Annotated in this window: 13 protein-coding genes; 9 read left to right on the forward strand and 4 right to left on the reverse strand. The window is 66.6% G+C overall.

The window, feature by feature from the left end:
- The first annotated feature begins 556 nt into the window (after window positions 1-556).
- The 8 genes from ACLBWH_RS01140 to ACLBWH_RS01175 all read left to right on the forward strand — a co-directional run bounded on the left by ACLBWH_RS01140 (window position 557) and on the right by ACLBWH_RS01175 (window position 15725).
- Complete coding sequence (locus ACLBWH_RS01140; protein ID WP_447796167.1) at window positions 557-3343, forward strand: TonB-dependent receptor; 2787 nt, start codon at window positions 557-559, stop codon at window positions 3341-3343.
- Window positions 3344-3380: 37 nt separating this feature from the next.
- Window positions 3381-5225, forward strand: coding sequence for a beta-L-arabinofuranosidase domain-containing protein (locus ACLBWH_RS01145; RefSeq protein WP_447796169.1), 1845 nt, complete (start codon window positions 3381-3383; stop codon window positions 5223-5225).
- A 186-nt stretch (window positions 5226-5411) separates the two neighbouring features.
- Window positions 5412-5927 carry a sigma-70 family RNA polymerase sigma factor gene (locus tag ACLBWH_RS01150; RefSeq protein WP_447796171.1) on the forward strand — a complete coding sequence of 172 codons (516 nt, stop codon included), beginning with the start codon at window positions 5412-5414 and terminating at the stop codon, window positions 5925-5927.
- Between the two features lie 241 nt (window positions 5928-6168).
- Window positions 6169-9297, forward strand: a complete 3129-nt coding sequence (locus ACLBWH_RS01155; protein WP_447796172.1) for a TonB-dependent receptor — start codon at window positions 6169-6171, stop codon at window positions 9295-9297.
- Between the two features lie 115 nt (window positions 9298-9412).
- Window positions 9413-10195: a Slam-dependent surface lipoprotein gene (locus ACLBWH_RS01160; RefSeq protein ID WP_447796173.1), complete on the forward strand. Its 783-nt coding sequence runs from the start codon at window positions 9413-9415 to the stop codon at window positions 10193-10195.
- A 28-nt stretch (window positions 10196-10223) separates the two neighbouring features.
- Window positions 10224-11717, forward strand: a complete 1494-nt coding sequence (locus tag ACLBWH_RS01165; protein WP_447796175.1) for a surface lipoprotein assembly modifier — start codon at window positions 10224-10226, stop codon at window positions 11715-11717.
- Window positions 11707-12489, forward strand: a complete 783-nt coding sequence (locus tag ACLBWH_RS01170) for an energy transducer TonB (RefSeq protein ID WP_447796177.1) — start codon at window positions 11707-11709, stop codon at window positions 12487-12489. The genes ACLBWH_RS01165 and ACLBWH_RS01170 overlap by 11 nt, the downstream gene beginning before the upstream one ends.
- Before the next feature lie 416 nt (window positions 12490-12905).
- A complete protein-coding gene (locus ACLBWH_RS01175; RefSeq protein ID WP_447796179.1) occupies window positions 12906-15725 on the forward strand; it encodes a TonB-dependent receptor in 2820 nt (939 codons plus the stop codon).
- 42 nt (window positions 15726-15767) lie between these two features.
- On the opposite strand, the gene ACLBWH_RS01180 is transcribed toward ACLBWH_RS01175, so the two are convergent.
- From ACLBWH_RS01180 to ACLBWH_RS01195, 4 genes are all read right to left on the reverse strand, one after another.
- A complete protein-coding gene (locus tag ACLBWH_RS01180) occupies window positions 15768-17267 on the reverse strand; it encodes an MFS transporter (RefSeq protein WP_447796181.1) in 1500 nt (499 codons plus the stop codon).
- A 76-nt stretch (window positions 17268-17343) separates the two neighbouring features.
- Complete coding sequence (locus ACLBWH_RS01185) at window positions 17344-19437, reverse strand: glycoside hydrolase family 97 protein (protein WP_447796183.1); 2094 nt, start codon at window positions 19435-19437, stop codon at window positions 17344-17346.
- A complete protein-coding gene (locus tag ACLBWH_RS01190; protein WP_447796185.1) occupies window positions 19434-21041 on the reverse strand; it encodes an alpha-glucosidase in 1608 nt (535 codons plus the stop codon). Before ACLBWH_RS01190 ends, ACLBWH_RS01185 begins: the two co-directional genes overlap by 4 nt.
- Window positions 21038-22861, reverse strand: a complete 1824-nt coding sequence (locus ACLBWH_RS01195) for an alpha-amylase family glycosyl hydrolase (protein ID WP_447796187.1) — start codon at window positions 22859-22861, stop codon at window positions 21038-21040. Before ACLBWH_RS01195 ends, ACLBWH_RS01190 begins: the two co-directional genes overlap by 4 nt.
- Window positions 22862-23005: 144 nt before the next feature.
- Here ACLBWH_RS01195 and ACLBWH_RS01200 point away from each other — a divergent pair, with 144 nt between their 5' ends.
- Entirely contained in the window at window positions 23006-24058 is a 1053-nt protein-coding gene (locus ACLBWH_RS01200; RefSeq protein WP_322849175.1) for a LacI family DNA-binding transcriptional regulator, read from the forward strand.
- Window positions 24059-24115: the final 57 nt, after the last annotated feature.

Consider the following 24115-nt stretch of genomic DNA (forward strand, 5'->3'; position numbering starts at 1 on the left):
GGAAGAGCCGGAGTTGGCGCATAAGAGCTTCGTTAATTCGAGCGCGCGTTGCTAATCGGCAACAACGGCCTCTTCTCGACAGGTGACGCTTTGATCGCGTGGGGCCTCGCTACCGCGCCCCGCTTATCCGTCGGCCTCTCGATGGTAGCGCTGTCACAGACCGGCAGACATCGCTCCGACGCCGAGTCGATCGCTCGATGTGACGACGGCCGTCACCCGATTGCACGGATTGGCAACACACCCGCGCCTGTCTGAAAACCTTCTAGAAATCCGTTACTTGGCCTGCTTGACGGCAGGCCAAGGCCTCAGCCTTGAGGTCACCGGACAGTAACAGCCTGTCATTACTCCTACTAGATAACGCTAACATCAACTCTCACTAGAGCGTGTAAGTCGTAGCGCTTGGGCAAGGTCAGTTACGCTATTTGGGTAACTTAGCTTGCTGCCTTGCCGTCATCACACAACCCGCACTCCAGCACTTGACAGTCAACGATCATATGTAGGAGTAATTTAGAAATGGAATGGGGCGGTGACCTCGTCCGGACAGGAGAGGAAAACGATGAACACTTCTTGGCTGCACGGCTCTTCGTCGATCATCGGGCTCATGCTCGTCGTAGGCAGCCCGGCATCCGCCTTTGCGCAGGACGCCAGCGGCAACGTGCTCCCCTCGGGCGACGCCGCGGTGCGCGGCCCGGATCAAACGTCTGCGCAGAGCACCACCGCAGCCGACGCCGCCGCGACCGAGGCCGATGCGGCCCAGAACGCGGACATCGTCGTCACCGGCCTGCGCCAGAGCCTCGCCAGCGCGCAGAATCTGAAACGCAACAACGTCGCGATCGTCGATGCGCTGGTCGCCGAAGACATCGGCAAATTCCCCGACAACAATGCCGCAGAGGCACTCGCCCGCGTCACCGGCGTCCAGGTGGAGCGGTTCCGCGACGAAGCCAATGGCGTCGTCATCCGCGGCCTGCCCAACGTGCAGACGACGCTGCAAGGGCGCGAAATCTTCACCGCCGACGGACGCACCGTCTCGTTCCAGGATTTCCCCGCGCAGTCGCTCGCCAAGCTGGAGGTGTTCAAGAACACCACCGCCGACAATCTGGAGGGCGGCATCGCCGGCCTCATCAACATCGGCCTGCGCCGCCCCTTCGACTTTAAGGGCTTCCAGATCGCCGGTGCGGTGCGCGGCACCTACAACGACCAGTCGCGCAAATATGACCCGAACGGCAGCCTGCTCGTCAGCGACCGCTGGCAGACCGGCATCGGCGAGATCGGCGCGCTGATCAACGTCTCCTACACGCGCGCCAATTACCTCAACTCGGTCCGCTACCAGGGATTTCAGGACTATCTGCTGCCCAGCCAGACGGTCACCCCCGCCTCGGTCGGCCGCAGCTTCACCTATCCGCAGGATATCGGCCTTTATTATGCGCGCGGCTATCGCGAGCGGCCTTCGGTCAACGGGTCGCTGCAATGGCGCCCGGCCGACAATCTGGAGGTCTATGCCGACGGCCTGTGGCAGGCCTATCGTGGACGCAGCGGCGACGATTTCTTCGGCATCCCCGTGCAGACCCGTGCGCCCTCGCTCGACAATGTCGTGCTGATCCCCGGCGGGCAGACCCCGTCGCGCTATCAGGCGAACGTCGGGCTGACCAACGGCCCGTCCAAATGGGTGACGCAGGGCCGCACCGACACTTATCAAGGCGCCGTCGGCGCGAAATGGACCACGGGCATCGCCGAGCTCGCCACCGATCTGGCTTATACCAAATCGATCGTGACGACGCAGTATAACATGCTCGACACGGTGCTGACCTCACCGCTCGGCCTCGACGTCAGGCTGAATGTCGGCGGCAGCGTCGACTTCACCCCGAGCGGCGTCGATTTCACCAAACCGTCCGCCTACAACTTCCGCGGCCTGTACGATCAGCGCAGTCGTCAAGAGGGGTCGCAGTGGCAGTCTTTGACGACGTTGAAGCTCGACACCGGCATCGACTTTCTGCCCAAGCTCGACTTCGGCTTCCGCTATGCGAGCCGCGACGCCTCGTCGCTGTCGGGGGATCGCTACGGCTCCTTCCCGCAGCTCGCCATTCCGATCACCGCGGTGCCGGGTGCCGACACCGGCGGCATATTGCAGGCGGGCTTCCGCGGCTCCGACGTCCAGCAGTTCCGCAGCTATTGGCAACTCTCCACCGACGGCATCGTCAACAACCTGCCCGCCATCCGCCAGTTCGTGCAGCAGGGGCTGGCGGCGTCGGGCGCACCGGCGGCGCTGCGCGCGCAATGGGCGAGCGCCATCCCCGCCTATAATCCGGTTAATTCGTTCGCCGCGACCGAGCGTACCATCGCCAGCTACGCGCAGGGGCATCTGTCGTTCGACGTCGGCATTCCGATCGAGGGCGTGATCGGTGCGCGTCTCGTCGTCACCAACAACACGCTGCGCGGCACCACCTCGTCGACCACGGCGGATGGCACCACCTCGCTTTCGCCGGTCAACACCAAGCAGAGTTATGTCGACGTCCTCCCCAACGTCAATCTGCAGGCACGCCTCACCGACAAGCTGGTCGTCCGCGCGGCGTTCACCAAGTCGTTGACGCGACCGGGGTTCAACCAGATCAATCCCGCGCTGGTCATCCAGCAGGGCACGATCGGCGGCGATATCTCCTACACCGGCAATGGCGGCAACCAGAACCTCCAGCCGATCCGCTCGACCAATTACGATGCCTCCGTCGAATATTATTTCGGCCGTAGCAGCTCGGTGTCCGTTGCCGGCTTCTACCGCAAGATCAACGGCTTCATCGACGTGTTCGGCACCCGCGAGACCAATGCGACGTTCGGCCCGATCCTCGTCTACCGACCGCAGAATGCCGGCAAGGGGCAGATCAAGGGTGTCGAGGCGGCGGTTTCGACCTTCTTCGACTTCCTGCCGGGCCTGCTCAGCGGCTTCGGCGTGCAGGCGAACGGCACCTATATCGACGGTACCGAGACGCTGCCGTCGGTGCCGGGCCTGTCGACCACCGCGGGCGAGATCCCCAACGTGTCGAAGTGGAGCTACAATCTGATCGGCCTGTACGAGAAGGGTCCCGTCTCCGTCCGGCTCGCCTACAACAAGCGCACCCGCTACATCTCGTCCTACACCGCGCCCGGCGTGTTCGCGACCGTGTACAACAAGGCGATAAGCCGCCTCGACCTGTCGACCAGCCTCGACGTGTTCAGCAACGTGACGATCACCGCCGACGCGACCAACCTGCTGGGCAAGCCATGGGAAAGCTACGTCGGCGCGCCGATCTATCCGCGCGACGTGCGCTACGAAGGCCGCATCTATTCGGTGGGCGCCCGCTTCCGCTTCTGATCGGGCGGCGCGAACCAGAAATGCAGGAGAGGCAGAGATGACGGATCGTATGACGATGGCACGCCGCGAAATGCTGGCAGGACTGGGCGGCCTGATCGGCGGCACGACGCTCGCGGGGCAGGCCGTCGCGGCGGCAGCGGCGCCCCCCACCGCACGCGCGCTGATGACGGAGTGCGATTATGGCGACGTGACGCTGCTTGATGGCCCGGTGCGCGTGCAATTCGATCAGACCCTGGCGGCGCTGCTGGCTATGGATGACGACGCTTTGTTGCGCCCGTTCCGCGCCGCCGCCGGGCTGCCGGTCGGCTCGAAGCGGCTCGGCGGCTGGTATGACGCGGCGGCGGGGTTCGATCCGCCCCGCGACATGCACGGCTTCATCCCCGGTCATACGCTCGGCCAATATATCTCTGCGTTATCGCGCGGCTATGCCGTGTCGGGCGATGCGCGGGCGAAGGCCAAGGTCGATCGGCTGATCGCCGGGTTCGCGCCGACGATCACGCCCGATTTCTACAGGGATTACCCCCTTCCCGCTTATACCTACGACAAGACGCTGATGGGGCTGCTCGACGCGCACGCCTTCGCCGGCAACCAGCAGGCGCTCAAGCTGGTCGGCCCGGCGACCGACGCGGTCCTGCCCTATCTGCCGGGGCGCGCGCAGGACCGGCAGCTCGTCAAGGTCCCGGCCGGGCGCAACGCCGCATTCGGCTGGGACGAGACCTATACGCTGCCGGAGAATCTCTACATCGCGGCGGAGCGCGGCGCGGGCGATCGCTTCCACGCACTGGCCCGTGCCTATCTGCTCGACGACACCTATTTCACGCCGCTCGCCGAGGGGCGCAACGTGCTGCCGGGGCGTCATGCCTACAGCCACGTCAACGCGCTCGCCTCGGCGATGCGTGCCTATCTGGTCGACGGCAATCCGCGCCACCTCGCCGCGGCGCGCAACGGCCTGCAATTCGTGCTCGACCAGAGTTGGGCAACCGGCGGCTGGGGGCCGAACGAGACGTTCGTCGCACCCGGCTCGGGCGGGCTCGGCAACAGTCTCAACACCACGCACTACAGCTTCGAGGCGCCATGCGGCACCTACGGCCATTTCAAGGTCGCGCGCTATCTGATGCGCGCGACCGGCGAGAGCCGTTATGGTGACGGCATGGAGCGGCTGCTCTACAATGCCAGCCTTGGCGTGCTGCCGCTGCGCCCCGACGGGTCCGCTTTTTATTACGCCGATTACAGCGAGATCGGCGCCAAATCATACTTCGAATATAATTGCCCCTGCTGCTCGGGATCGATCGGCCAGCTCACCGCCGATTACGCGCTGAGCACCTATCTGCGCGACGACAAGGGCCTGTTCGTCAACCTCTACATCCCCTCGCGCGTGGTATGGCGGCGAGAGGGCGCGCCCGCGCTGACGCTGACGCAGCAAGGCAGCTATCCGCTCGGCAGCGACATTGCGATGACGATCGAGACGCCGCGCCCGACGCGGATGGCGCTGCGACTGCGCATTCCCGCCTGGGCGGGCCCCGAGACGCGGCTGCTGGTCAACGGCCGCGGGGTCGGTGGCGTCCGGCCGGGGCAGTTCGCGATGATTGCCCGCGAATGGCGCGACGGCGACCGGATCGCGCTGACGATCGACCGGCCGCTGCGTCTCGAGCCGGTTGACCCGCAACATCCCGCACGCGTCGTCGCGGTGCAGGGACCGCTCGCCCTGTTCGCGATGGGCGATCGCTTCGTGCCGCTGACGCGGACGCAACTCCTGTCGCTCAAGCAGACGGCGCCGGGCACCGCCGAATGGACGCTCGATGCCGATGTCGGCCGATTGCGCTTCTATCCATGGACCGCGGTCGGCACCGAGCCGACGCGGCTGTACCAATTCCTGATCTGACCGATGCCGAGGCCTCCGAAGTCTGAATAGGATATTGCGAGTCGTTAGCAGCTAGGCTAGGCCCTGCGCCAGCATGGCCCGGTACGCAAACACGAGACGGGTGGACGGCATCCCATGCCGCCACGCCGTCCGCGGTGCCGACGTTCGATCGTCATCGAAGGCCCGCCTCTGCCGACCGAGCCGGGCATGACCGACGCCGACGACAAGCGGCTCCAGCTCTATCTGTTCTCGCGGCGCAAGCTGCTCGGGCGCGCCGCCCGGCTGACCGGCGACGGGAGCATCGCGGAGGATCTGCTGCAGGACGCGTGGCTGCGCTTCGACGCCGCCGCGGCCGGTCAGGCGCAGCGCGAGACCCTGCCCTATCTGCGCACCGTCGTAGACAATCTGATCCGCGACTGGCGCCGCCGCCGTTCGGTCCGGTCGTCGCTCTTCGCTGAAAGCGCCGATGCGCCGTTCGCCGACGTCGCGAGTCTCGATCCGTCGCCGGAAACCCATGCCATCGCCCGTGACGAGCTGCGCGCGCTCGCCGCCCTGCTCGGGACGATGCCGGTACGGATGCGGCGGGCGGTGGAGATGCACCGGCTCGAGGGCGCGACGCTCACCCAGATCGCGGAGCGGCTCGGCGTCTCCGTGACGACGGTACATGGTCTCGTCGTCGAGGGCGTCGCGCGGTGCCGTGCCGCGCTTCGCGATCCAGGATGAGCGTCGCCGGTAAGTAGGCGGTCGACGGGCCGATCCGACTTGCGGATGCGCCGGACGCCCCGGCTTCGCGACGAGCCCGCACGCTCGCGTGGCTGGCCGCCGCGCGCGATCACCACGAATCGAGGGCCGGCCCCGATAATATTTTCCGAAAATCCCGGGCACCACCGCGTTTCCTATGATGGAGCTAATGCGACGCGTTCGCATAAATGGCCTGGATATGATTGGGGGTAAGCTAGTGCAAATGACAAGGGGACGGACCACCGGCGGGCTGCGGGGGCGGTGCGCGGCGATCGTGGTGTGGCGAGCGACATGGCTGGGCGCGACCGCGCTCGCCGGCGTGGTGGCGCCGGCGATGGCGGCAGCGCAAGAGGCACAGGCGCACGATTTCGCGATCGCCGCCGGACCGTTGGGCGACGCGCTGACCGCGTTCGCGCAGCAGTCGGGCCTGACGGTGGGTGCGACGACCGACGATATCCGCGCGGCGGCATCGCCCGGCGTCAGCGGGCGGCTGACGACGGAGGCGGCGCTCGCCCGGCTCTTCGCGGGAACCGGCTTTACGGGGCGGCTGCGCGGCGGCCGGGTGACGATCGAGCGCCTCCCCGCGCCCGCCACCGCCGACACGATCACCACCGACGCATTGCGCGTCGAGGGCCAGCAGACCGCCGACACCGGCACCGCGCGCGACGCGCGCGGCTATGACGATATCTACGACCGCGACACCACCACCACCTACCTGGGCAAGGACGAGGTCGAGCGCTACAAGGGCGTCACCTCCGCCGACGTGCTCAAGGGCATGCTCGGCGTCTATAGCGGCGACGCGCGCAACGGCGGCGGCATCGATCCGAGCATCCGCGGCATTTCCGGCCCCGGCCGCGTGCCGGTGATCATCGACGGCACCGAACAGGCGCTGACCGTCTGGCGCGGCTATAACGGCGCGAGCAACCGCGCCTATATCGATCCCAATCTGATCGCGGGCATCCAGGTCGCCAAGGGGCCGGTGTCGGAGCGCGGCGTCGACGGATCGAGCGGCGGCGCGGTCGTCGTCCACACGCTCGACGCCACCGACATCCTGCGCAAGGGGCAGACGTTCGGCATCGAAGCCAAACTGGAACGCGGCGACAATTCCACCGAACCGCGCCTCCCCCGGCTCAGCCTCGGGCAAAGCTACCGCACTATCCCCCTGTTTCCCGGCAACGGCATAACCGAGGGGCTCGTCAATTATCCGGGGGGCGACCCGGCGGTCCGGGTCAAGGCACGCGGCTCCAACGACAATCATCTTATCTCGTTCGGCGACGAGGCGGCGCGCATCGCCGTGGCGGGGCGGCTGGGCACGATCGATCTGTTCGGCGCCTATGCCTATCGCACCCGCGGCAATTACTTCGCGGGCGAGCATGACGCGGGCTATTATTCGCAGGTCGATGCCGATCCCACCAAGACCGGCACGTTCATCCAGCGCATGGCGTTCAATTATCGGCCCGGCTACGAAGTCACCAACACCTCGTCGGAAACCTCGTCCTGGCTGGCCAAGGCCGTCTGGCACATCGACGACGTGTCCTATCTGAAGGCCGGTTTCCGCGACACGCGCTCGACCTATGGCGACATCCTGCCGTCGCGCGTGGTCGGCTGGGGCAGCCCGGGCATCGGATCGATCCAGTGGACGCTCGGGCACGTCCATTCGCAGGCGTACAATGTCGACTATAAGCTGCAGCCGAACCTCTGGTGGCTCGACTTCAAGGCGAGCTTCTGGGACACGCACACGCTCAGCGATACCAACAGCAACGGCGGCTATCCGCAGGCCGCGTCCTACAGCGACCCGATCCTGCGCGACACCGCGATCCTGCATCAACGCAACGACCGCTTCGGTGCGATCGCCAGCAACCAGTTCAAATTCGGTTCGCGGTTCGACCTGCTGGTGCAGGGCAATGTGCAGCGCGAGGTGCTGCGCCCGACCGGCGAGTCCGCGGTTGCGCGCGGGGCGACATGGTGCGGCTTCTTCTGCGGCAACAACCGTTCGGGGCGGCGCGACGAATATCGCATCGACTTGAAGGCCGAATGGCGCCCGGCCAGCTTCCTCAAGCTCGATGCCGGTGTCACCTATTCGGGATTCCACGCGATCGACGACAAGCTCCGCAAGGCGATCGCCGAGGGCAACACGCCCAGCGGACGTATAGTCACCGGATACACGACTTATGTCGACTATGTCGTTACGGACGCACAAAGCTACTCAAACTATATATATAAGTGGATATATTCCCGAACTCAGGATGCCTCTTATGCCCGTGAATTCGCCAACCGCGAGTTCGCAGGATATACACCGTCTCGCAATATACGTTATCAACTCCATGACCAGGATATCTTCTATGCGGATCAGGACGGCAAGATAACAAGATCGCAAAATCCTTGTCTGAACGGGTTCTATAACAGCGACCCTCATTATGATCCGACGCATTGCGGCATCTCCACCCTGTTCCGCTCGAGGACGGCGACATGGGCAGACACGCGGCAGTCGGGTCGCGACTGGGCGCCGATGGTATCGGCAACGGCCTATCTCAGCGGTGCGGCACGCGCCTATGTCCGCTATACCGAGGCCTTCCGTTACCCCAGCCTCTTCGAAAGCACGACGGGCTTCTCCCAGTCGTTCAACCCGCTAGGATCGCTCAAGCCCGAGCATGTGCACGCGCTCGAAGCCGCCTATATTCAGGACCTGCGACCGCTGTTGCGCCTGCACGAGGGGCAGAAGGCAGACGTCAGGCTGACCTGGTATCGCAACGTGACGACCGACGTCATGGACCGCAATACCAATTTGCAATCTTCGAACCTCGACAAGCAGATCCTGTCGGGGATCGAGTTGCAGGCTCGCCTCGATCGGGGAAACCTCTTCGGCGAACTCGGCTATGCGCACGTCTTCACCAACAAGGTTTGCGACCAGAACCGGGCGATAACCACCGACACCACCAACAGCGGCCTCGATCGCATTTCCGACTGCGTCAAATACGGGTTCTATCAAGGCTACCTGCTGACGCAGGCCGCTCCGGACGATTCGCTCAACCTCACGCTCGGCGCGCGGATGTTCGATCGCCGACTGGAATTCGGCCCGCGCCTGACATGGTACAGCCAGTATAACAATCCGCTGCTCGATACGCTGCTCAACAGCAAAGATACGGTCGACGGCTATGCGCTCAACGTACCCTATTCGTGGGGCAGGAACCTGACGGTGGACGCCTATGTCCGCTTCCGGGTCGACGATCGCTTCACCGCCGAGATCAACGGCACCAATCTGACCGATCATTATTACAGCGACCCGCTCAGCCGCACGCTCAACCCCGCGCCGGGGCGGACGCTGCGCCTCAGCCTGACCGGGAGGCTGTGACATCCGAAATTCGGCAGCCGCCGCCGCGCCTGACATGCAAACCCATGGCCGGGCAGCGACTGCCGGATACCCGCACCCGGAAAGGCCGGGTGCGTTACCAAGCAGGAGACGTACCATGAAAATGACCAACCTCAAGCTGTTCGCCGCCTCCGCCGCGCTGGCGATGGCGCTCGCCGGCACTGCTCATGCGCAGACGATCACCGGCACCAGCGACAGCAATAACAACCGCGTCGGAGTGAGTTCGGCATTCGGCCCGTCGCACCCGACCGCGGGCAAGGCTGGACTGAGCGCCAAGGCGACCGGCATCAACAACCTTGTCGCCTTCCAGGACCTGAAGAATGACGGTTCGACCGACCTGAACGGCGTAACGACGATCAACAATCCGACCACCGGACCGGACGATCACCGCAACCTCGGTCTGTTCCACTTCGCGCAGGTCGGCAACAACGACGTCTGGTTCGGCGAGTGGAGCAGCAATGCCAGCTCGGGCAGCACCGATCATACGGTCTATTATGCCGGCACCACGACCGGCACGACCGTGCCGACCAGCGGCTCGGCGACCTATGCGGTCCGGGGCATCAGCGACTATGCCAACAAGGGTCTGCTGACCGGCACCTTCACGGCCAATTTCGCTTCTGGCTCGTCGGGCACGCTGACCGGCAGCATCGCCAACAGCGCGTCGGGCTATGGGGTGAACATCGGCTCTGCCAAAATCGATGGCGCAACCTTCGGTGGGAACGATGCGAGCGCGACCCAGTCAGGAACGACGGTCGCTTCCGGCGGCACGGTCGAGGGCCGCTTCTTCGGTGCGAACGCCGCGGCGCTGGCCGGTCTGGTCAACTTCGGCTCCGGTTCGGAACGTCAGTACAACGCGGCCTTCGGTGGCACGAAGAACTGATCCGATGCGTCGGGGGGCGGGGGCCGTCATGGCCTCCGTCCTTGACCCGCGGGGCGTCGGCATCGCCGGCGCCCTGTTGGCCGCCGCTTGTCCGTCGCCCGCGCTCGCCCAGCAGGCCGGCAGCGGTGACACGCGCCTGCGCCTCGACCAGACCGTCGAGCAGCGCAAGGCCGAAGCCGAAACGCGGGTGCGCGACGAGACCGATCGCCTCGATCCGACCAGCGTCGAGATCGACGGCACCATCTATGCCGTCGGCAGCAACGCCAACGACACGGGCGCGGCGCTCTACGTCTCGATCACACGGCGGCGCTGGGCCGACGTGCGTCGCTTCCTCACCCGCTATCGCACCCTCCCCGGCCGCGAGGACGGGCTGATCCTCTATGCCGAAGGCGGCCTCGCCCGCGAGGCGGGCGACATGGCCGGCGCTCGCCGCGCCTATCGCGCGCTCGTCGCGGTGCAACCCGATTTCCTGCCCGGCCGGCTCGAACTGGCGCGCGTGCTGTTCCTCGACCGCCGCGATCGCGAGGCGGCGCAGGCCTTCGCCGACGTCCGCGGCGCGCTGCTCGCGCAGGGCGACAAGGCGGCGGGCGTGGTGCGCACGGTCGACACCTTCCTCGCCGCGCTGCGGAAGCGGCGGGGCGTGCAGGGCATGGTGTCGTTCGGGCCGGAATATACGTCCAACCTCAACCAGTCCTCGGCGAGCTACACCTGCCTGATCCCCGGCGCGGCGGGCGATTGCCTGTTCGACCGCAAGGTGCCCGACCCGATCGCCGCGCGTGGGATCAATATCGAAGGCAATGCCACGCTGCGCCTGCCGCTCGCCGGGCACGACGGCATCGGCGGCCGAGCGCTGGCCTTCGGCGATCTCTTCCCCGGCAACGGCCGCTACAGCCAGACCGCGCTGTCGCTCTACGCCGGCTACGACCGCCGCACCGCCGCCACGGGGCTGGTGCTCGCCCCGTCCGTCGATCTCGGCACGCTGGGGGGCCAGAGGCTCTACGATGCGTGGGGGCTGCACGGCGAATACAGCCGCAGCGTCGGCGCCGGCACGCTCGTCCGGTTCGAGGCCAATCTGCGCGACTTCACCTACCGGCACGACGGCTATCGCGATTACGACGGCCGCCAGGCGGATGCGTGGCTCACCGGCTTCCGCACGTTCCCGCACGGCTGGACGATCTTCGGCGGCCCGGATCTCCTCGACAAGCGCGCCGCCGATCCCGTCAACGCCTATCGCCAATATGGCGCGCGGCTCGGGCTCGACCGGACGATCGGCGAGGCGGTCGACCTGCTGCTGACCGCCTCGCTCCGCCGCCGCGAATATGGCGCGTTCAGCCCGCTTCTCGATGCCAGACGCCGCGACGTCGACCAGAATTACACGATGCTCGCCCGGCTCCCCGCCGCGAGGCTCGCCGGCTTCAGCCCCAGCCTGCTCGTCCAGCACAGCCGCGTCGGCAGCAACGTCGACTGGCTCTATTCCTACCGGCGCACCAGCGTCAGCCTGAGGGTGGATCATGTCTTCTGACATAGCGTTTTCGCGGAACCGGATGACGGCCGACTGGCCCCCCGCCTCCTATGCCGCGCGTCGCCGGCGCAGCGAGCATCTGCTCGGGCTCGGCGGTACGGCGCTGCTATATGCGCTGCTGGCGGTGATCGCATTCTGGCGCTGGACGGCCCCTTCCACGGCGCCGAGCAGTCGGCCGGCCCCCGCGCTGGCCATGTTCGACGTCCCCCCCGCCTCGCCCGACACCCCCGCGACCGCGCAAGCGTCCGCGCCTGCGCCTGCGCAAGAGTTGCCACGCCGGACCGAGCCACCGCGTCCCACGCCGCCTGTGCCGATCGTCCAGTTTCCGGCCCCGCACGTGGCTCCGGCCGAACCTGCAGCAGCGGCTCCGCCGAACCCACAGGGAAGCACCGACCAGCCCGCCGACACCAAAACCGCCGCCAGCGCCGCCCCCGCCGCCGCGCTGCCGACCACGGGACGAACGGCCTCGGCGGAGCGGGCGGCGCGGGCCAATTGGCAGGGCGACATCCTCGCGCATCTCCGGCCGCTGCTGCGCTACCCCCGCATCGCCGAACGCGACGGCCAGCAGGGCGTGGCGCTCGTCGCGATCGGCGTCGATCGGCAGGGCATCGTCCGTTCGGCGCGGATCGTGCGCGGCAGTGGCTATCCTTCGCTCGATGGCGAGGCGCTGGCGACCGTGAAGCGCGGCTCCCCCCTGCCCCCGCCGACCGCCGACATTCCCGGCGATCCGGTATCGGTCGAACTGCCGATCCAGTTCAGCCTGCGGGGCTGACCCCCGCGTATCAGGCTTTTGTCCGATTTAGCGGTAAGCCGCTGCCGCTCCGGATCGATCGGCCGGCGGCCGCCCAACCGATAATCGCCCGATGCCCGAAGATCCTGCGCTCGTCGCGTTTGGCACAAAGCGCAGGCTGCACGATGCGCGTGCCGGCATCGCCCGTCCTGTCACCTCCGCCAACGCGGCCAGGTCGCGGCGGCCGCCCCCCTCGCTTTACATAAATCAGACCGATCAGGCCGCTATGCGACATTTTTACCAATGCGCTGAGATATTCGCCTGTGATTTAGCATTTGTCGTATAAATAGACTTTCCATTGGCTTAGGCGGCGCCGCGAGACGTTCGCGACGGGCCGAGCACGACGTCTGCAAGTCAGGCACGGGCGTACCGCCGCGGCCGGATCGGCTGGAGAGAGAATGATGACAGGTTCGATGGTGCTCACGCGCTTGGGTCGCAACACGGGCTTCCACGCGACGGTATCGCTGCTGGCGATCGCACTGGCCGGCTCGGCCGCGCAGGCGCAGACCGCGCCGCCGCAGGACGCACCGGCGCCCGCCCCAGCCGCCGAGGCGCAGCAGAACAGCGGCACCGCCGCACCCAGCGGCGATCAGGGACAGGCCGTCGACACCAGCCCCACCACGCCTTCGGCCGGTGATGACATCGTTGTCACGGGTGTCCGCGCCAGCCTTCAGTCGGCGCAGAACATCAAGCGCAACTCGGCGCAGATCGTCGATTCGATCGTCGCCGAAGACATCGGCAAATTGCCCGACCGCAATATCGCCGAGGCGTTGCAGCGCATCTCCGGCGTCCAGATCCAGCGCGCCTTCGGCGAGGGCAGCTCGGTCGCGATCCGCGGCCTCACGCAGGTGCGTACCGAGCTCAACGGCCGCGACATCTTCACCGCGAGCGGATCGAGCAATGCGCTGAGCCTCGAGGACGTGCCGTCCGAACTGCTCGCCGGGATCGACGTCTACAAAAATCCGTCGGCGGACCTGATCGAGGACCAGCTCAGCGGCACGATCAACTTCCGGACCCGCAAGCCGTTCGACTTCGACGGCGCCAAGGCCTCGGCGTCGGTGACCAACACCTATTACGACCTCGCGCGCAAGAGCAAGCCGGCCGCCTCGCTGCTGCTCAGCGATCGCTGGTCGACCGGCATCGGCGAGATCGGTATCCTCGCCAGCGCCTCCTACCAGAAGACCGCGTTCCGCCAGGACACGATCTCGACCGAGCCCTTCTACACGCTCGACCCGGCCAATGCCGGCGACGCCGCGACGCTGGCGACGCTCGGCCGCACCGGTCAGACCACGACGCTGCCGCACGGCACCGGCATCGGCGAAGTGCCCGGCGACCGCCGCCGCTTCGGCGTCGACGTCTCGCTGCAATGGCGCCCGACGGATACGCTGGAGTTCACCGGCGAATATTTCCGCAACGATTATAAGCTGCGGTCCTACGGCTACAGCTATTTCGCCTACACCAGCGGTGTCGCGATCACGCCGCTCGCCGGCGCGCCGTTCACTTATGCGCCCAACGGCGATTTCCAGAGCGGCACGTTCGTCAACGTGCCGATCGGCAACAACACCTCGATCGGCGCGCGCCACTCGGTGACGACCGATTATTCGCTCAACGCCAAATGGCGGCCGACCGCCAATCTGACGATCACCGCCGACGGCCAATATGTCGATTCGAAAACCAACAACCTCAATTCGATCGTCGGGCTCAGCGGCACCGCGACGACGCTGGCGCAGGACATCCGCGGCGACATTCCGTCGTTCCAGATCGCTTCGGCGGCGGGGCTCGCCAATCCGGCGACCTACAGCAACGGCTTCTATCTCGACGATCTCAACAATTCGAAGGGCACCGACACGGTCGGGCGCCTCGACGGCGAATATCGCTTCGACGGCGGCATCCTCAGTTCTATCAAGGCCGGCATCCGCTACGCCAACCGTAAGAACCGCACCAGCGACACCGGCTATCGCTATACCGGGCTGACCGGGCCGGCGAGCGATCTGCGCTATGTCGACCTCGGCGACTTCTTCCGCGGCGAAGCCAATCTGTTCGGCAACATCCAGGCCTTCTCGCTGCCGACGGTGCTGAACTACGACGCGACCCGTGCGACGCTCGGCATCGCGACGACGCCGCCCTATCTGCCCAGCGGCACCAATACGGAGACGCAGAAGACCTATACCGGCTATCTCGCCGCCTTCTTCAAGGCGGACACGCTGCCGGTGCCGATCGACGGCAACATCGGCGTCCGCGCGGTGAAGACCGAAGTCGCGGTGGCGGGCTTCTACCAGCAGGTCGACCTCATCACCGCGCCCGACGGCACGCAGTCGACCGCTGCGCCGACCTTCACCCCGAACGGCGAGAGCAACAGCTACACCTCGGTGCTGCCGAGCCTCAACCTGCGCGCGCACCTGACCGAGCGGCTGCAATTGCGCTTCGCGGCGTCGAAGAACATCTCGCGCCCGAACTTCAACCAGCTCAACCCGACGCTGACGATCACCGAGCCGGGCACCGCCCAGATCGACCAGCAGCATACGACCTCGACCGGCAATCCGTCGCTCAAGCCGATGAAGTCGACCAATTTCGACGCCTCGCTCGAATGGTATTTCGCGCGCACCGGATCGCTGAGCGTCGCCGGCTTCTACAAGAACATCTCGAACTACATCCAGACGGTGATCAACCCGCTCACCGTGCAATTCACCGACGGCGTCACCGCGACGTACGACGTGACGACCTACGACAATGCCAGCAAGGCCAAGGTGAAGGGCGCGGAGGTCGCCTATCAGCAATTCTTCGACTTCCTGCCCGGCGCGCTGAGCGGCTTCGGGGTGCAGGCGAACTTCACCTATGTCGATTCCACCGCGCCGAGCCCGGCGAGCCAGGGCCCGGTCACGCAACTCTCGCTGGAGGGGCTGTCGAAGTATAATTACAATCTGATCGGCATATACGAGCACGGCCTGATCTCGGCACGGGCCGCATACAATTGGCGCAACAAGTTCCTTGTGACGACCGCCGCCAACGGCACGGGCAACCTGCCCATCTTCCAGAAGGCGTCGGGGCAGCTCGATGCGTCGATCACCGCCAACGTGACGCCGCATCTGTCGCTGACGCTCAACGGCACCAACCTCACCAACACGGTGCGGTCGACCTATTACGGCATCCTCACCCGGCCGCGCGATGCGATCATGAGCGACCGCCAGATCAGCGGGGTCGCGCGCATCACCTTCTAACTGTGCCTGCGCCGGGCGTTCGTGCCCGGCGCATCCCGGCCGCTAGCGCACCGCCTCGACCCGCGTCATCGCCAGTGCCGCGAGCAGCAGCGCACCCGCGGCGAACGCGAGCGTCCAGATCGGCTGGGTCGGGAAGAAATGCTTGGTGATCGATCCCATCACCGTCGCCACCAGCAATTGCGGCACGACGACGAAGACGTTGAACAGGCCCATGTAGATGCCGAGCTTCCGCTGCGGCAGGCTGGAGGCGAGGATCGCATAGGGCATGGCGAGGATCGACGCCCAGGCGATGCCGATGCCGATCTCGCTCGCGAGCAGCCATTCGGGATCGGTGACGAAGAAGAAGCTCGCGAAGCCCGCCGCGCCGCACAGCAGCCCGACGATATGCGTGCGCGCCTGCCCGATCCGCTTTGCCAGCGGCGGCAGCAGCGTCAGCGCCGCCACCGCGGCGATGCCGTTATAGGTCGCGAACAGCACGTCGACCCAATTGGCCCCCTCCTGGTACAGCGGGCTGCGCGCGTCGGGCGCGCCGTAAAAGGCGCCGGCAACGATCGGCGTGGTGTTGATCCACATGATGAACAATGCCGACCAGCTGAAGAATTGCGCGACCGCCAGCCGCTTCATCAGCACCGGCATGCCGCCGAAATCGCCGACGATATGGCCGAGCATGTCGACGGGTTTGCCGCCACGCGCGCGCAGGATGGCGAGGATGCTCGCCAGCCCGTAGGCGATCAGCAGGCCGCCGAGTAGATATACTTCCTTTTCGAGGCCGAACGCCGCGACGCCGGCGACGACGATCGCCCCCGCCGCGATCCACACGCCGCTGCCGGTCAGCCGGCGCGCGGCGAGCGTGCGCGTCACCTGCGCCTGATCCTCGGCGTCGGCCTTGCCATGGAAGCTCGCCATCTCCGCGGGCGAATATTCGCGCGTGGTCAGCACCGTCCACAGCACTGCGAGGAAGAGCGCGCCGCCACCGAACCAGAAGGCGAAGCGCACTGTATCGGGGATGCCGCCCCCCGCCGCGATGTTCGACACGCCGAGCTGTTCGAGCAGCCACGGGAAGATCGAGCCGAACACCGCGCCCGCACCGATGAAGGCGGTCTGCACCGCATAGCCGGCGGCATGCTGGTCCTTGTCGAGCATGTCGCCGACGAAGGCGCGGAACGGCTCCATCGAGACGTTGAGCGACGCGTCGAGCAGCCACAGCAGCAACGCCGCCATCAGCAGCCCCGGACTTTCGGGCATCAGCAGCAGCGCGATCGCGGCAAGGATCGCACCGGCGAGGAAATAGGGCCGCCGCCGGCCGAGCCGGCCGAGCCAGGTGCGGTCGCTGAGATGGCCGATCACCGGCTGCACCAGCAGCCCGGTCAGCGGCGCCGCGACCCACAGGGCCGGCAGATCGTCGAGGCTGGTGCCGAGCGACTGGAAGATGCGGCTCATGTTCGCATTCTGGAGCGCGAAGCCGATCTGGATGCCGAAGAAACCGAACGAGATGTTCCAAAGGCCCGCCCAGCTCTGCCGCGGCCGCGTGGTCGCTGTCATGCGGCGCTCGCGCGGCGGTGGATGCCGGAACACGTCAGGCAGGACAGCGTGGATCTGGCTGATCGCGCGCGACGGATCACCGCCGCCGCGCCTTGCCGGCGGCGACGAAGCGGATCGCCTGCCCGCCGCCCGGCGCCAGCGCGAGCGACAGCGTGTCGCCCTTCTTGACGGCGCGCTTCTCGATCGCGATCGCATGGCGCGCCGACGTCCGGTAATCCGCCCCCGTGCCGTCGCGATACACTTCTGCGGTATAGCTGCGCCCGGCATCGAGGAAGTCGAGCGCGACGGTGAGCGTGCGCGGCGCCTCGTTGGTGATGCTGCCGAGATACCAATCGTCGCTGGCGCGGTCCTTGCGCGCCACCGTCACGTAGTCGCCGACCTCCCCGTTGAGCACGCGCGTTTCCGACCAATCGACCGGCACGTCGCGGATGAACTGGAAGGCGTCCATATGCTTGGCGTAATTCTCGGGCGTATCCGCCGCCATCGCCACCGGCGAATAGATCACGACGTACAGCGCGAGCTGCTTCGCCTCGGTCGACAGCAACGGGCTGCCGCCCGATCCTTCGAGGCTGAGCACGCCCGGGGTGAAGTCCATCGGGCCGCCGAGCCATTGCGTGAAGAACATATTGGCTTCGTGGTTCGGCGGGTTCTTGCCCGGCCAGGCGTTATATTCCATGCCGCGGCCACCCTCGCGGCTCAGCCAATTCGGATAGGTACGGCGCAGGCCGGTGTCCTTGATCGGCTCGTGGCTGTCGATGCCGACCTTGTATTTGGCGGCGGTCTGGACGACGCGCAGATAGTGGTTCGCCATCCACTGGCCCTCGTGCCACTCGCGCTTCCTGGTGCCGTCGGCGTCGACGCGCTCGATCTGGCCGGCATCGGTGACATAGCCGGTCTTGATCACCGGAATGCCGTGATCGCGCGCATAGGAGAAGGCGCGATCGAGCTGCGCGTCGTAATGGCTCGCCGAGCCGCCGGTCTCGTTATGGCCGATCAGATAGACGCCCTTCGCCTTGGCGTAGCGGTATAGCTCGGCCGCGTCGAAATCGGGGGTCGGCTGGTCGAACTCCATGCCGTTGCCATTGCCGAACCAGTCGCCGTTCCAGCCGACGTTCCAGCCCTCGACGAGCACGCCGGGGATGCGGTTCGCCGCAGCGAAATCGATGTATCTCTTGACGTTGGCGGTGGTCGCGCCGTGCTTCGGACCCGTTGCCCAGGTCCAGTCGCCTTTGATCATGTTCCACCACACACCGACGAACTTGCCGGGCTTGATCCAGCTGACGTCGCCGAGCTTGTTCGGCTCGTTGAGGTTCAGTTCGAGGTGGCTCATGTACAGGCCGGGCGCATCGTCCGACAGGATCACCGTCCGCCACGGCGAGGCGAAGGGCGCGGTCCGCACCACCTTGGGCGCGCCGGCGCCGGGGGTGAGCGCCGCCTTGAACGTATTGCCCTCGCTGCGCGCCAGATTCATCGCGGCGTAATCGATCAGCGCCGCCTCGTGCACCGCGGCGTGCGTGCCGTCGGCGAGCTTGACCGTCATCACCGTCTGCGCGGTGCCGACCGCGTCGAGCGGGGTCTTCTCGTAGAGATATTCCTCGCGGTTCCACTGCAATGCGGGCTTCCACCACGCGGTGCCGTTCTGTGCGAAGGCGAATTCGGTCAGCTCGTCGGCGATGTTCGCCTGATGCAGATTGGGCTGGTCGGGGAAGCTATAGCGGAAGCCGATGCCGTCGTCGAAGATGCGGAACGTCACGTCCATCTCGCGCTTCAGCCCGGTCTTCTCGCGGAAGCGGAGGCCGAGTTCGTTATGACGGTCGCGGATCGTCTTCCATTCGCCGAACGGCTGCGTCCAGCTGCTGTCCGCCGACGCGGTCGTCTTGCCGATCAGTTCGAGGTTGCGTTCGATCTTGGGCGCGTCGGTGAACATCACGCCGAGCTTGCCGGGGTTGAGCACCGGCTTGCCCTTGCGCGTCACCGCATAGGTCGGGCGGCCGTCGTTATCGAGCGCGATCGTCACCACCAGCGATCTGTCGGGCGAGGTCGCGCTCGCCGCCGGCGCGGCTGCGACGGTCGGGATCTGGGCGACGCCATTGGTGTCGGTCTGCGCGAGCGCCGTGCTCGCCAGCAGCGCGAGCGCGAGCGCACCGCCGATCGTGTAATGTTTCATCATGCCTCTCCCGTTTTGGTGGCGATCAGAGCGCCATATCCGTCGAAATGCCAGCCCTGCGTTCCGCTCTCGACCACCGGCTGCCACGTCTCGGGCTGCTCGGGCGCCCAGCGCTGGGGTTCGGGCGACAGGTTGAACACGCAGAGCATCGTCTCGTCCGCGGCGCGACGCTCGATCGCGAGCATCGCCGCGTCCGCCGCGACGACGCGGATATCGCCGGTCAACAGCGCGGGATGCCGCTTGCGCAGCGCCAGCGTCGCGCGCGTCCAGTGGAGCAGGGCGTGCGGATCGCGCTCCTGCCGATCGACCGCCAGCGCGGCATGATCGGCGCCGACCGGCAGCCACGGCCTGGCGGTCGAGAAGCCCAGATTGGCGGCATCGCTCCGCCACGCCATCGGCGTACGCGCGCCGTCGCGCGACAGCGTCTGCGGCCAATTGGCGATCGCCTCGGGGTCCTGCAGATCCGCGAACGGTACCGCGACCTGCGTCAGGCCGAGTTCCTCGCCGTAATACAGGAAGATATTGCCACGCAGGCTGGCCAGTAGCAGCATCTTCATCCGCGCGAAGGCGGCCGCGTCGCCCTGCCCCGCCCAGCGCGAGATCGCGCGCGGCGCGTCGTGATTCTCGAACGCCCAGCTCGGCCAGCCGACGCCGTCCTGCTCGGGCCATTTGTCGATCGCCGCCGCGACGATCCCCGGCGTCAGCGTCGGCGCATATAGGAAGTCGAAGCCATAGGCGCTGTGCAGGCGACGGCCCTCGGCGGTGAACAATTTCATCTCGCGATCGCTGTCGGCGCCGCCGACCTCGGCGACGGTGAAGCGCGCGTCGTAACTGTCGAACAGCGACCGCACCCGCTCGAGGAAGCCGGGGATGGCGTCGTGGCTCTGGTTGTAGGTGTGGAGCTGGAAATCGAACGGGCGGGTGCGCGGGATGCCGTCGTCGAGCGGCGCAGGCGGATTGTCGCGCAGATCGGGGTCGAACATCATGAAATTGATCGCGTCGATGCGGAAGCCGTCGACGCCGCGCTCCAGCCAGAAGCGCGCGACGTCGAGGAACGCCTGTTGCACCGCCGGATGGTGGCCGTTGACCTGCGGCTGTTCCTTCAGGAAATTGTGCATGTAATATTGGCCGCGGCGCGCGTCCCAGGTCCAGGCCGGGCCGCCGAACACCGATTGCCAATTGTTGGGCGGCGACCCCTCCGGCTGCGGATCGCGCCAGACGTACCAATCGGCCTTGGGATTGTCGCGGCTCGACCGGCTTTCGACGAACCACGGATGCCGCTCGCTGGTATGCGCCCAGACCTGATCGACGATCACCTTGAGCCCGAGATCGTGCGCGCGGACGACGAGCGCGTCGAAATCGGCAAGCGTGCCGAAGATCGGATCGACGTCGCAATAGTCCGACACGTCATACCCGAAATCGGCCATCGGCGAGCGGAAGAAGGGCGACAGCCAGATCGCCTCGACGCCGAGGCTGGCGACGTGATCGAGATGCGCGGTGATGCCCGGCAGGTCGCCGATGCCGTCGCCGTTCGAATCCGCGAAACTGCGCGGATAGATCTGGTAGATGGTCGCGCCGTGCCACCACGGGCGGTCAGTCAGGGTCATTGGGTCGCCTTCAGGGCACAGACGGCATAGCCGAGGGGAGGAAGCGTGATCGTCAGGCTGCCCGGCGCGGCGACCGCGCCGCAGCCGGTGCCGGAAAGCGTGGTCGCGCCGGTCGCGCCGACGCCGATCTCGACCTGACGGGTGAGCGGCGTCGTCGCGGTGTTGAACGCGAGCAGCACCTCCGCGCCGCTGACCGGATCGAAGCGCGAGATGGCGAGCAGGCCCTGCGTCTCCCCGCGGGCGCGTAGCTGCTGGCGACCACGGGTCAGCGCCGGCGTCGCGCGGCGCAGCTTCGCCAGCGCGGCGATCTGTCCGAACAGCGGATTGTCCTGCCCGAAATGCGCCGTCGCCGTGGTCGTGGTGGTGCCGAGCAGATGGTTGTCGTTGTAGACCGCGACCTTGCTCGCGAACATGTCCTCGCGGGCGTCCTGGTCGTTGCCGTCGCTGACGAACCCCTGTTCGTCGCCCGAATAGATCGTCGGTACGCCGCGCAGCGTCAGCAGCATCGCGTTGGACAGCATGACGCGCGCCATTACCTCGGCATCGTCGGCTTGCGGGAAAGCCTTGCGGACGAAGGTCGAGAAGCGGCCGTCGTCGTGATTGCCGGTGAAGGTCGGCAATTGCACCGCGGTGTCGAAGCCCTTGGCGTACAGCGCATCGCCGTCGAACAGCGCCTCGAACGCGTCGGTGCCGCGGGTGCCGGCGACGGTCTCGACCACCGCCTGACGGAAGGAAAAGTCGAGCACCGCGGGCAGTTTGTCGACGATCGTATGCTGCGCGAGCACGGCGGGCCGGACCTCGTGATCCGACACCTCGCCGAAGATGTGGAAATTGGGGATGCCCTTCGCTTTGGCGCGCGCCTGCATCGCGGGCACGAACCGGGTCCAGAATTCCGGATCGACATGGCGGGCGGTATCGATGCGGAAGCCGTCGATGCCGAACCGGTCGATCCAGCCGCCGAAGATGTCGATCATCCCCGCGACGACCTTCGGATTCTCGGTCATCAGATCGTCGAGGCCGACGAAATCGCCCATCGTCGAACTCTCGTTGCGATAGGTCGTGTCGCCGCGATTGTGGTAGAGCGTGACGTCGTTGAGCCACGCCGGCACCTTCACCGCCTTTTCGGCGGCGGGGACGAAGGGCGTATAGGCATAGGCCGGGTCGGTGAGGCGCGCGAAATTTTCGCGCGTGTGGACGTCATCGCCGGCGAACCCGGGGTTGATCGGCTTGCCGCCGACGCCGAGCCGGCGCTGATAGGGGTAATCGGCGCGGCTGCGATACGGGCATTCGCGCTTGGCCGCGCATTCGCGATACTGGATCACATCGGCGGTGTGGTTGATGATGATGTCCATATAGACCTTCATCCCGCGCGCATGCGCCGCCGCGACCAGCGCGGCGAAATCGGCATTGGTGCCGAGATGCGGATCGACCTGCGTGAAGTCGGTGATCCAATAGCCGTGATAGCCCGCCGATTGCTGCCCGGGGGCGCCCTGCACCGGCTTGTTCTTGAAGATCGGCCCGACCCACAGCGCGGTCGCGCCGAGCGACTGGATATAATCGAGCCGTCGGGTCAGCCCCTTGAGGTCGCCGCCGTGATAGAAACCCTTGGCGGCGGGATCGAAGCCGGTGACCGAAGGCGCGCCCGTCAGGCCGCCACGATCATTGGCCGTGTCGCCGTTCTCGAACCTGTCGGGAAGCAGGAAATAGATCACCTCGTCCTGCGGCAGCCGCGCGCGATAGTCGGCGGTCTGCGCAGCCACGGCGGGTGCAGCGACCAGCAGCGCGAGCGCGGTCGCGGTTCGTGTGGCGAGCTTCAGCATGCATCCCCCGACATGGCCGTGCACCCGATCCTTCGCCGGCCGCATCCGCCGTCGTTGTGCGGATGCCGGCGCGCCAAGCCAAGCATAGAGCATACGTATTCAGAGGCGCTATCCCCACCCCTTCGCCTGATGTAGATTGCGGCGATGGCCGTGAAGAGCAGAGGACGGGGACCGGGCGGAGCGAGCGACAAGCCGACCTCCTTCGACATCGCCGCGCGCGCCGGCGTGTCGCAGCCGACCGTAAGCCGCGCGCTGCGCGGCGACCGGACGGTGAGCGCGGCGACGCGGATGCGGATCGAGGCGATCGCCCGCCAGCTCAACTACAAGGTCGACAAGAACGCCTCGTCGTTGCGGCGCGGGCAGAGCATGACGCTGGCGCTGCTGTTCTTCGAGGACCCGCTCGACGACGGCAGCTTCATCAACCCCTTCTTCCTGTCGATGCTAGGATCGATCCTGCGCACCTGCGCCGCGCGCGGCTACGATCTGCTCAGTTCCTTCCAGCAACTCTCCGCCGACTGGCACACCGATTACGAGGACAGCCGCAAGGCGGACGGGATCATCCTGCTCGGCTATGGCGATTACGAACTGTACAAGGCGCGGCTGGAGGCGCTGGTCGCGCAGGGCACGCATTTCGTGCGCTGGGGCTCGGTCGACAGCCATACGACGGATGCGACGATCGGTTGCGACAATATCGCCGGCGGGCGGATGGCAGGCGAGCATCTGATCGCGCGCGGCCGGCGGCGGATCGGCTTCATCGGCGATGCCGACGACCATTATCCGGAGTTTCGCGACCGCTACCGCGGCCTGTCGGCGGCGCTGCGTGCGGCGGGCCTGCCGGTCGATCCGGGCCTCCACGTTGACGCGCTGTCGGTCGAGCATTCGGGCTATGAGGCGACGCGGCGGTTGCTGGCGCGCGACGTGCCGTTCGATGCGCTGTTCGCCGCGTCCGACATCATCGCGCTCGGCGTGGTGCGCGCGCTCGCCGAGGCGGGGCGGCGGGTGCCGGAGGATGTCGCGATCATCGGCTTCGACGACATCCCCGTCGCGGCGACGACGCAGCCGCCGCTCACCACGATCGCGCAGGACTATCGCAAGGCGGGCGAGGTGCTGGTCGACACGCTGCTGCGCCGCATCGCCGACGAGCCGACCGATACCGCGCTGTTGCAGCCGCGGCTGATCGTGCGCGGGTCGACGTAACCGGCCTGCCTCCGCGGGTATTGATCGCCATTCGCCGCTCACGGCAAGCCGAAAAGA

The sequence above is a fragment of the Sphingomonas sp. M6A6_1c genome (assembly GCF_053345135.1).

What these genes read in the sequence shown, in the direction of transcription:
- ACLBWH_RS01140 (WP_447796167.1), top strand. Translation starts at nt 557, where the DNA reads ATGAACACTTCTTGGCTGCACGGCTCTTCGTCGATCATCGGGCTCATG.
- ACLBWH_RS01155 (WP_447796172.1), top strand. Translation starts at nt 6,169, where the DNA reads ATGACAAGGGGACGGACCACCGGCGGGCTGCGGGGGCGGTGCGCGGCG.
- ACLBWH_RS01145 (WP_447796169.1), top strand. Translation starts at nt 3,381, where the DNA reads ATGACGGATCGTATGACGATGGCACGCCGCGAAATGCTGGCAGGACTG.
- ACLBWH_RS01180 (WP_447796181.1), bottom strand. Translation starts at nt 17,267, where the DNA reads ATGACAGCGACCACGCGGCCGCGGCAGAGCTGGGCGGGCCTTTGGAAC.
- ACLBWH_RS01185 (WP_447796183.1), bottom strand. Translation starts at nt 19,437, where the DNA reads ATGATGAAACATTACACGATCGGCGGTGCGCTCGCGCTCGCGCTGCTG.
- ACLBWH_RS01160 (WP_447796173.1), top strand. Translation starts at nt 9,413, where the DNA reads ATGAAAATGACCAACCTCAAGCTGTTCGCCGCCTCCGCCGCGCTGGCG.
- ACLBWH_RS01190 (WP_447796185.1), bottom strand. Translation starts at nt 21,041, where the DNA reads ATGACCCTGACTGACCGCCCGTGGTGGCACGGCGCGACCATCTACCAG.
- ACLBWH_RS01200 (WP_322849175.1), top strand. Translation starts at nt 23,006, where the DNA reads ATGGCCGTGAAGAGCAGAGGACGGGGACCGGGCGGAGCGAGCGACAAG.
- ACLBWH_RS01170 (WP_447796177.1), top strand. Translation starts at nt 11,707, where the DNA reads ATGTCTTCTGACATAGCGTTTTCGCGGAACCGGATGACGGCCGACTGG.
- ACLBWH_RS01175 (WP_447796179.1), top strand. Translation starts at nt 12,906, where the DNA reads ATGATGACAGGTTCGATGGTGCTCACGCGCTTGGGTCGCAACACGGGC.
- ACLBWH_RS01150 (WP_447796171.1), top strand. Translation starts at nt 5,412, where the DNA reads ATGACCGACGCCGACGACAAGCGGCTCCAGCTCTATCTGTTCTCGCGG.
- ACLBWH_RS01165 (WP_447796175.1), top strand. Translation starts at nt 10,224, where the DNA reads ATGGCCTCCGTCCTTGACCCGCGGGGCGTCGGCATCGCCGGCGCCCTG.
- ACLBWH_RS01195 (WP_447796187.1), bottom strand. Translation starts at nt 22,861, where the DNA reads ATGCTGAAGCTCGCCACACGAACCGCGACCGCGCTCGCGCTGCTGGTC.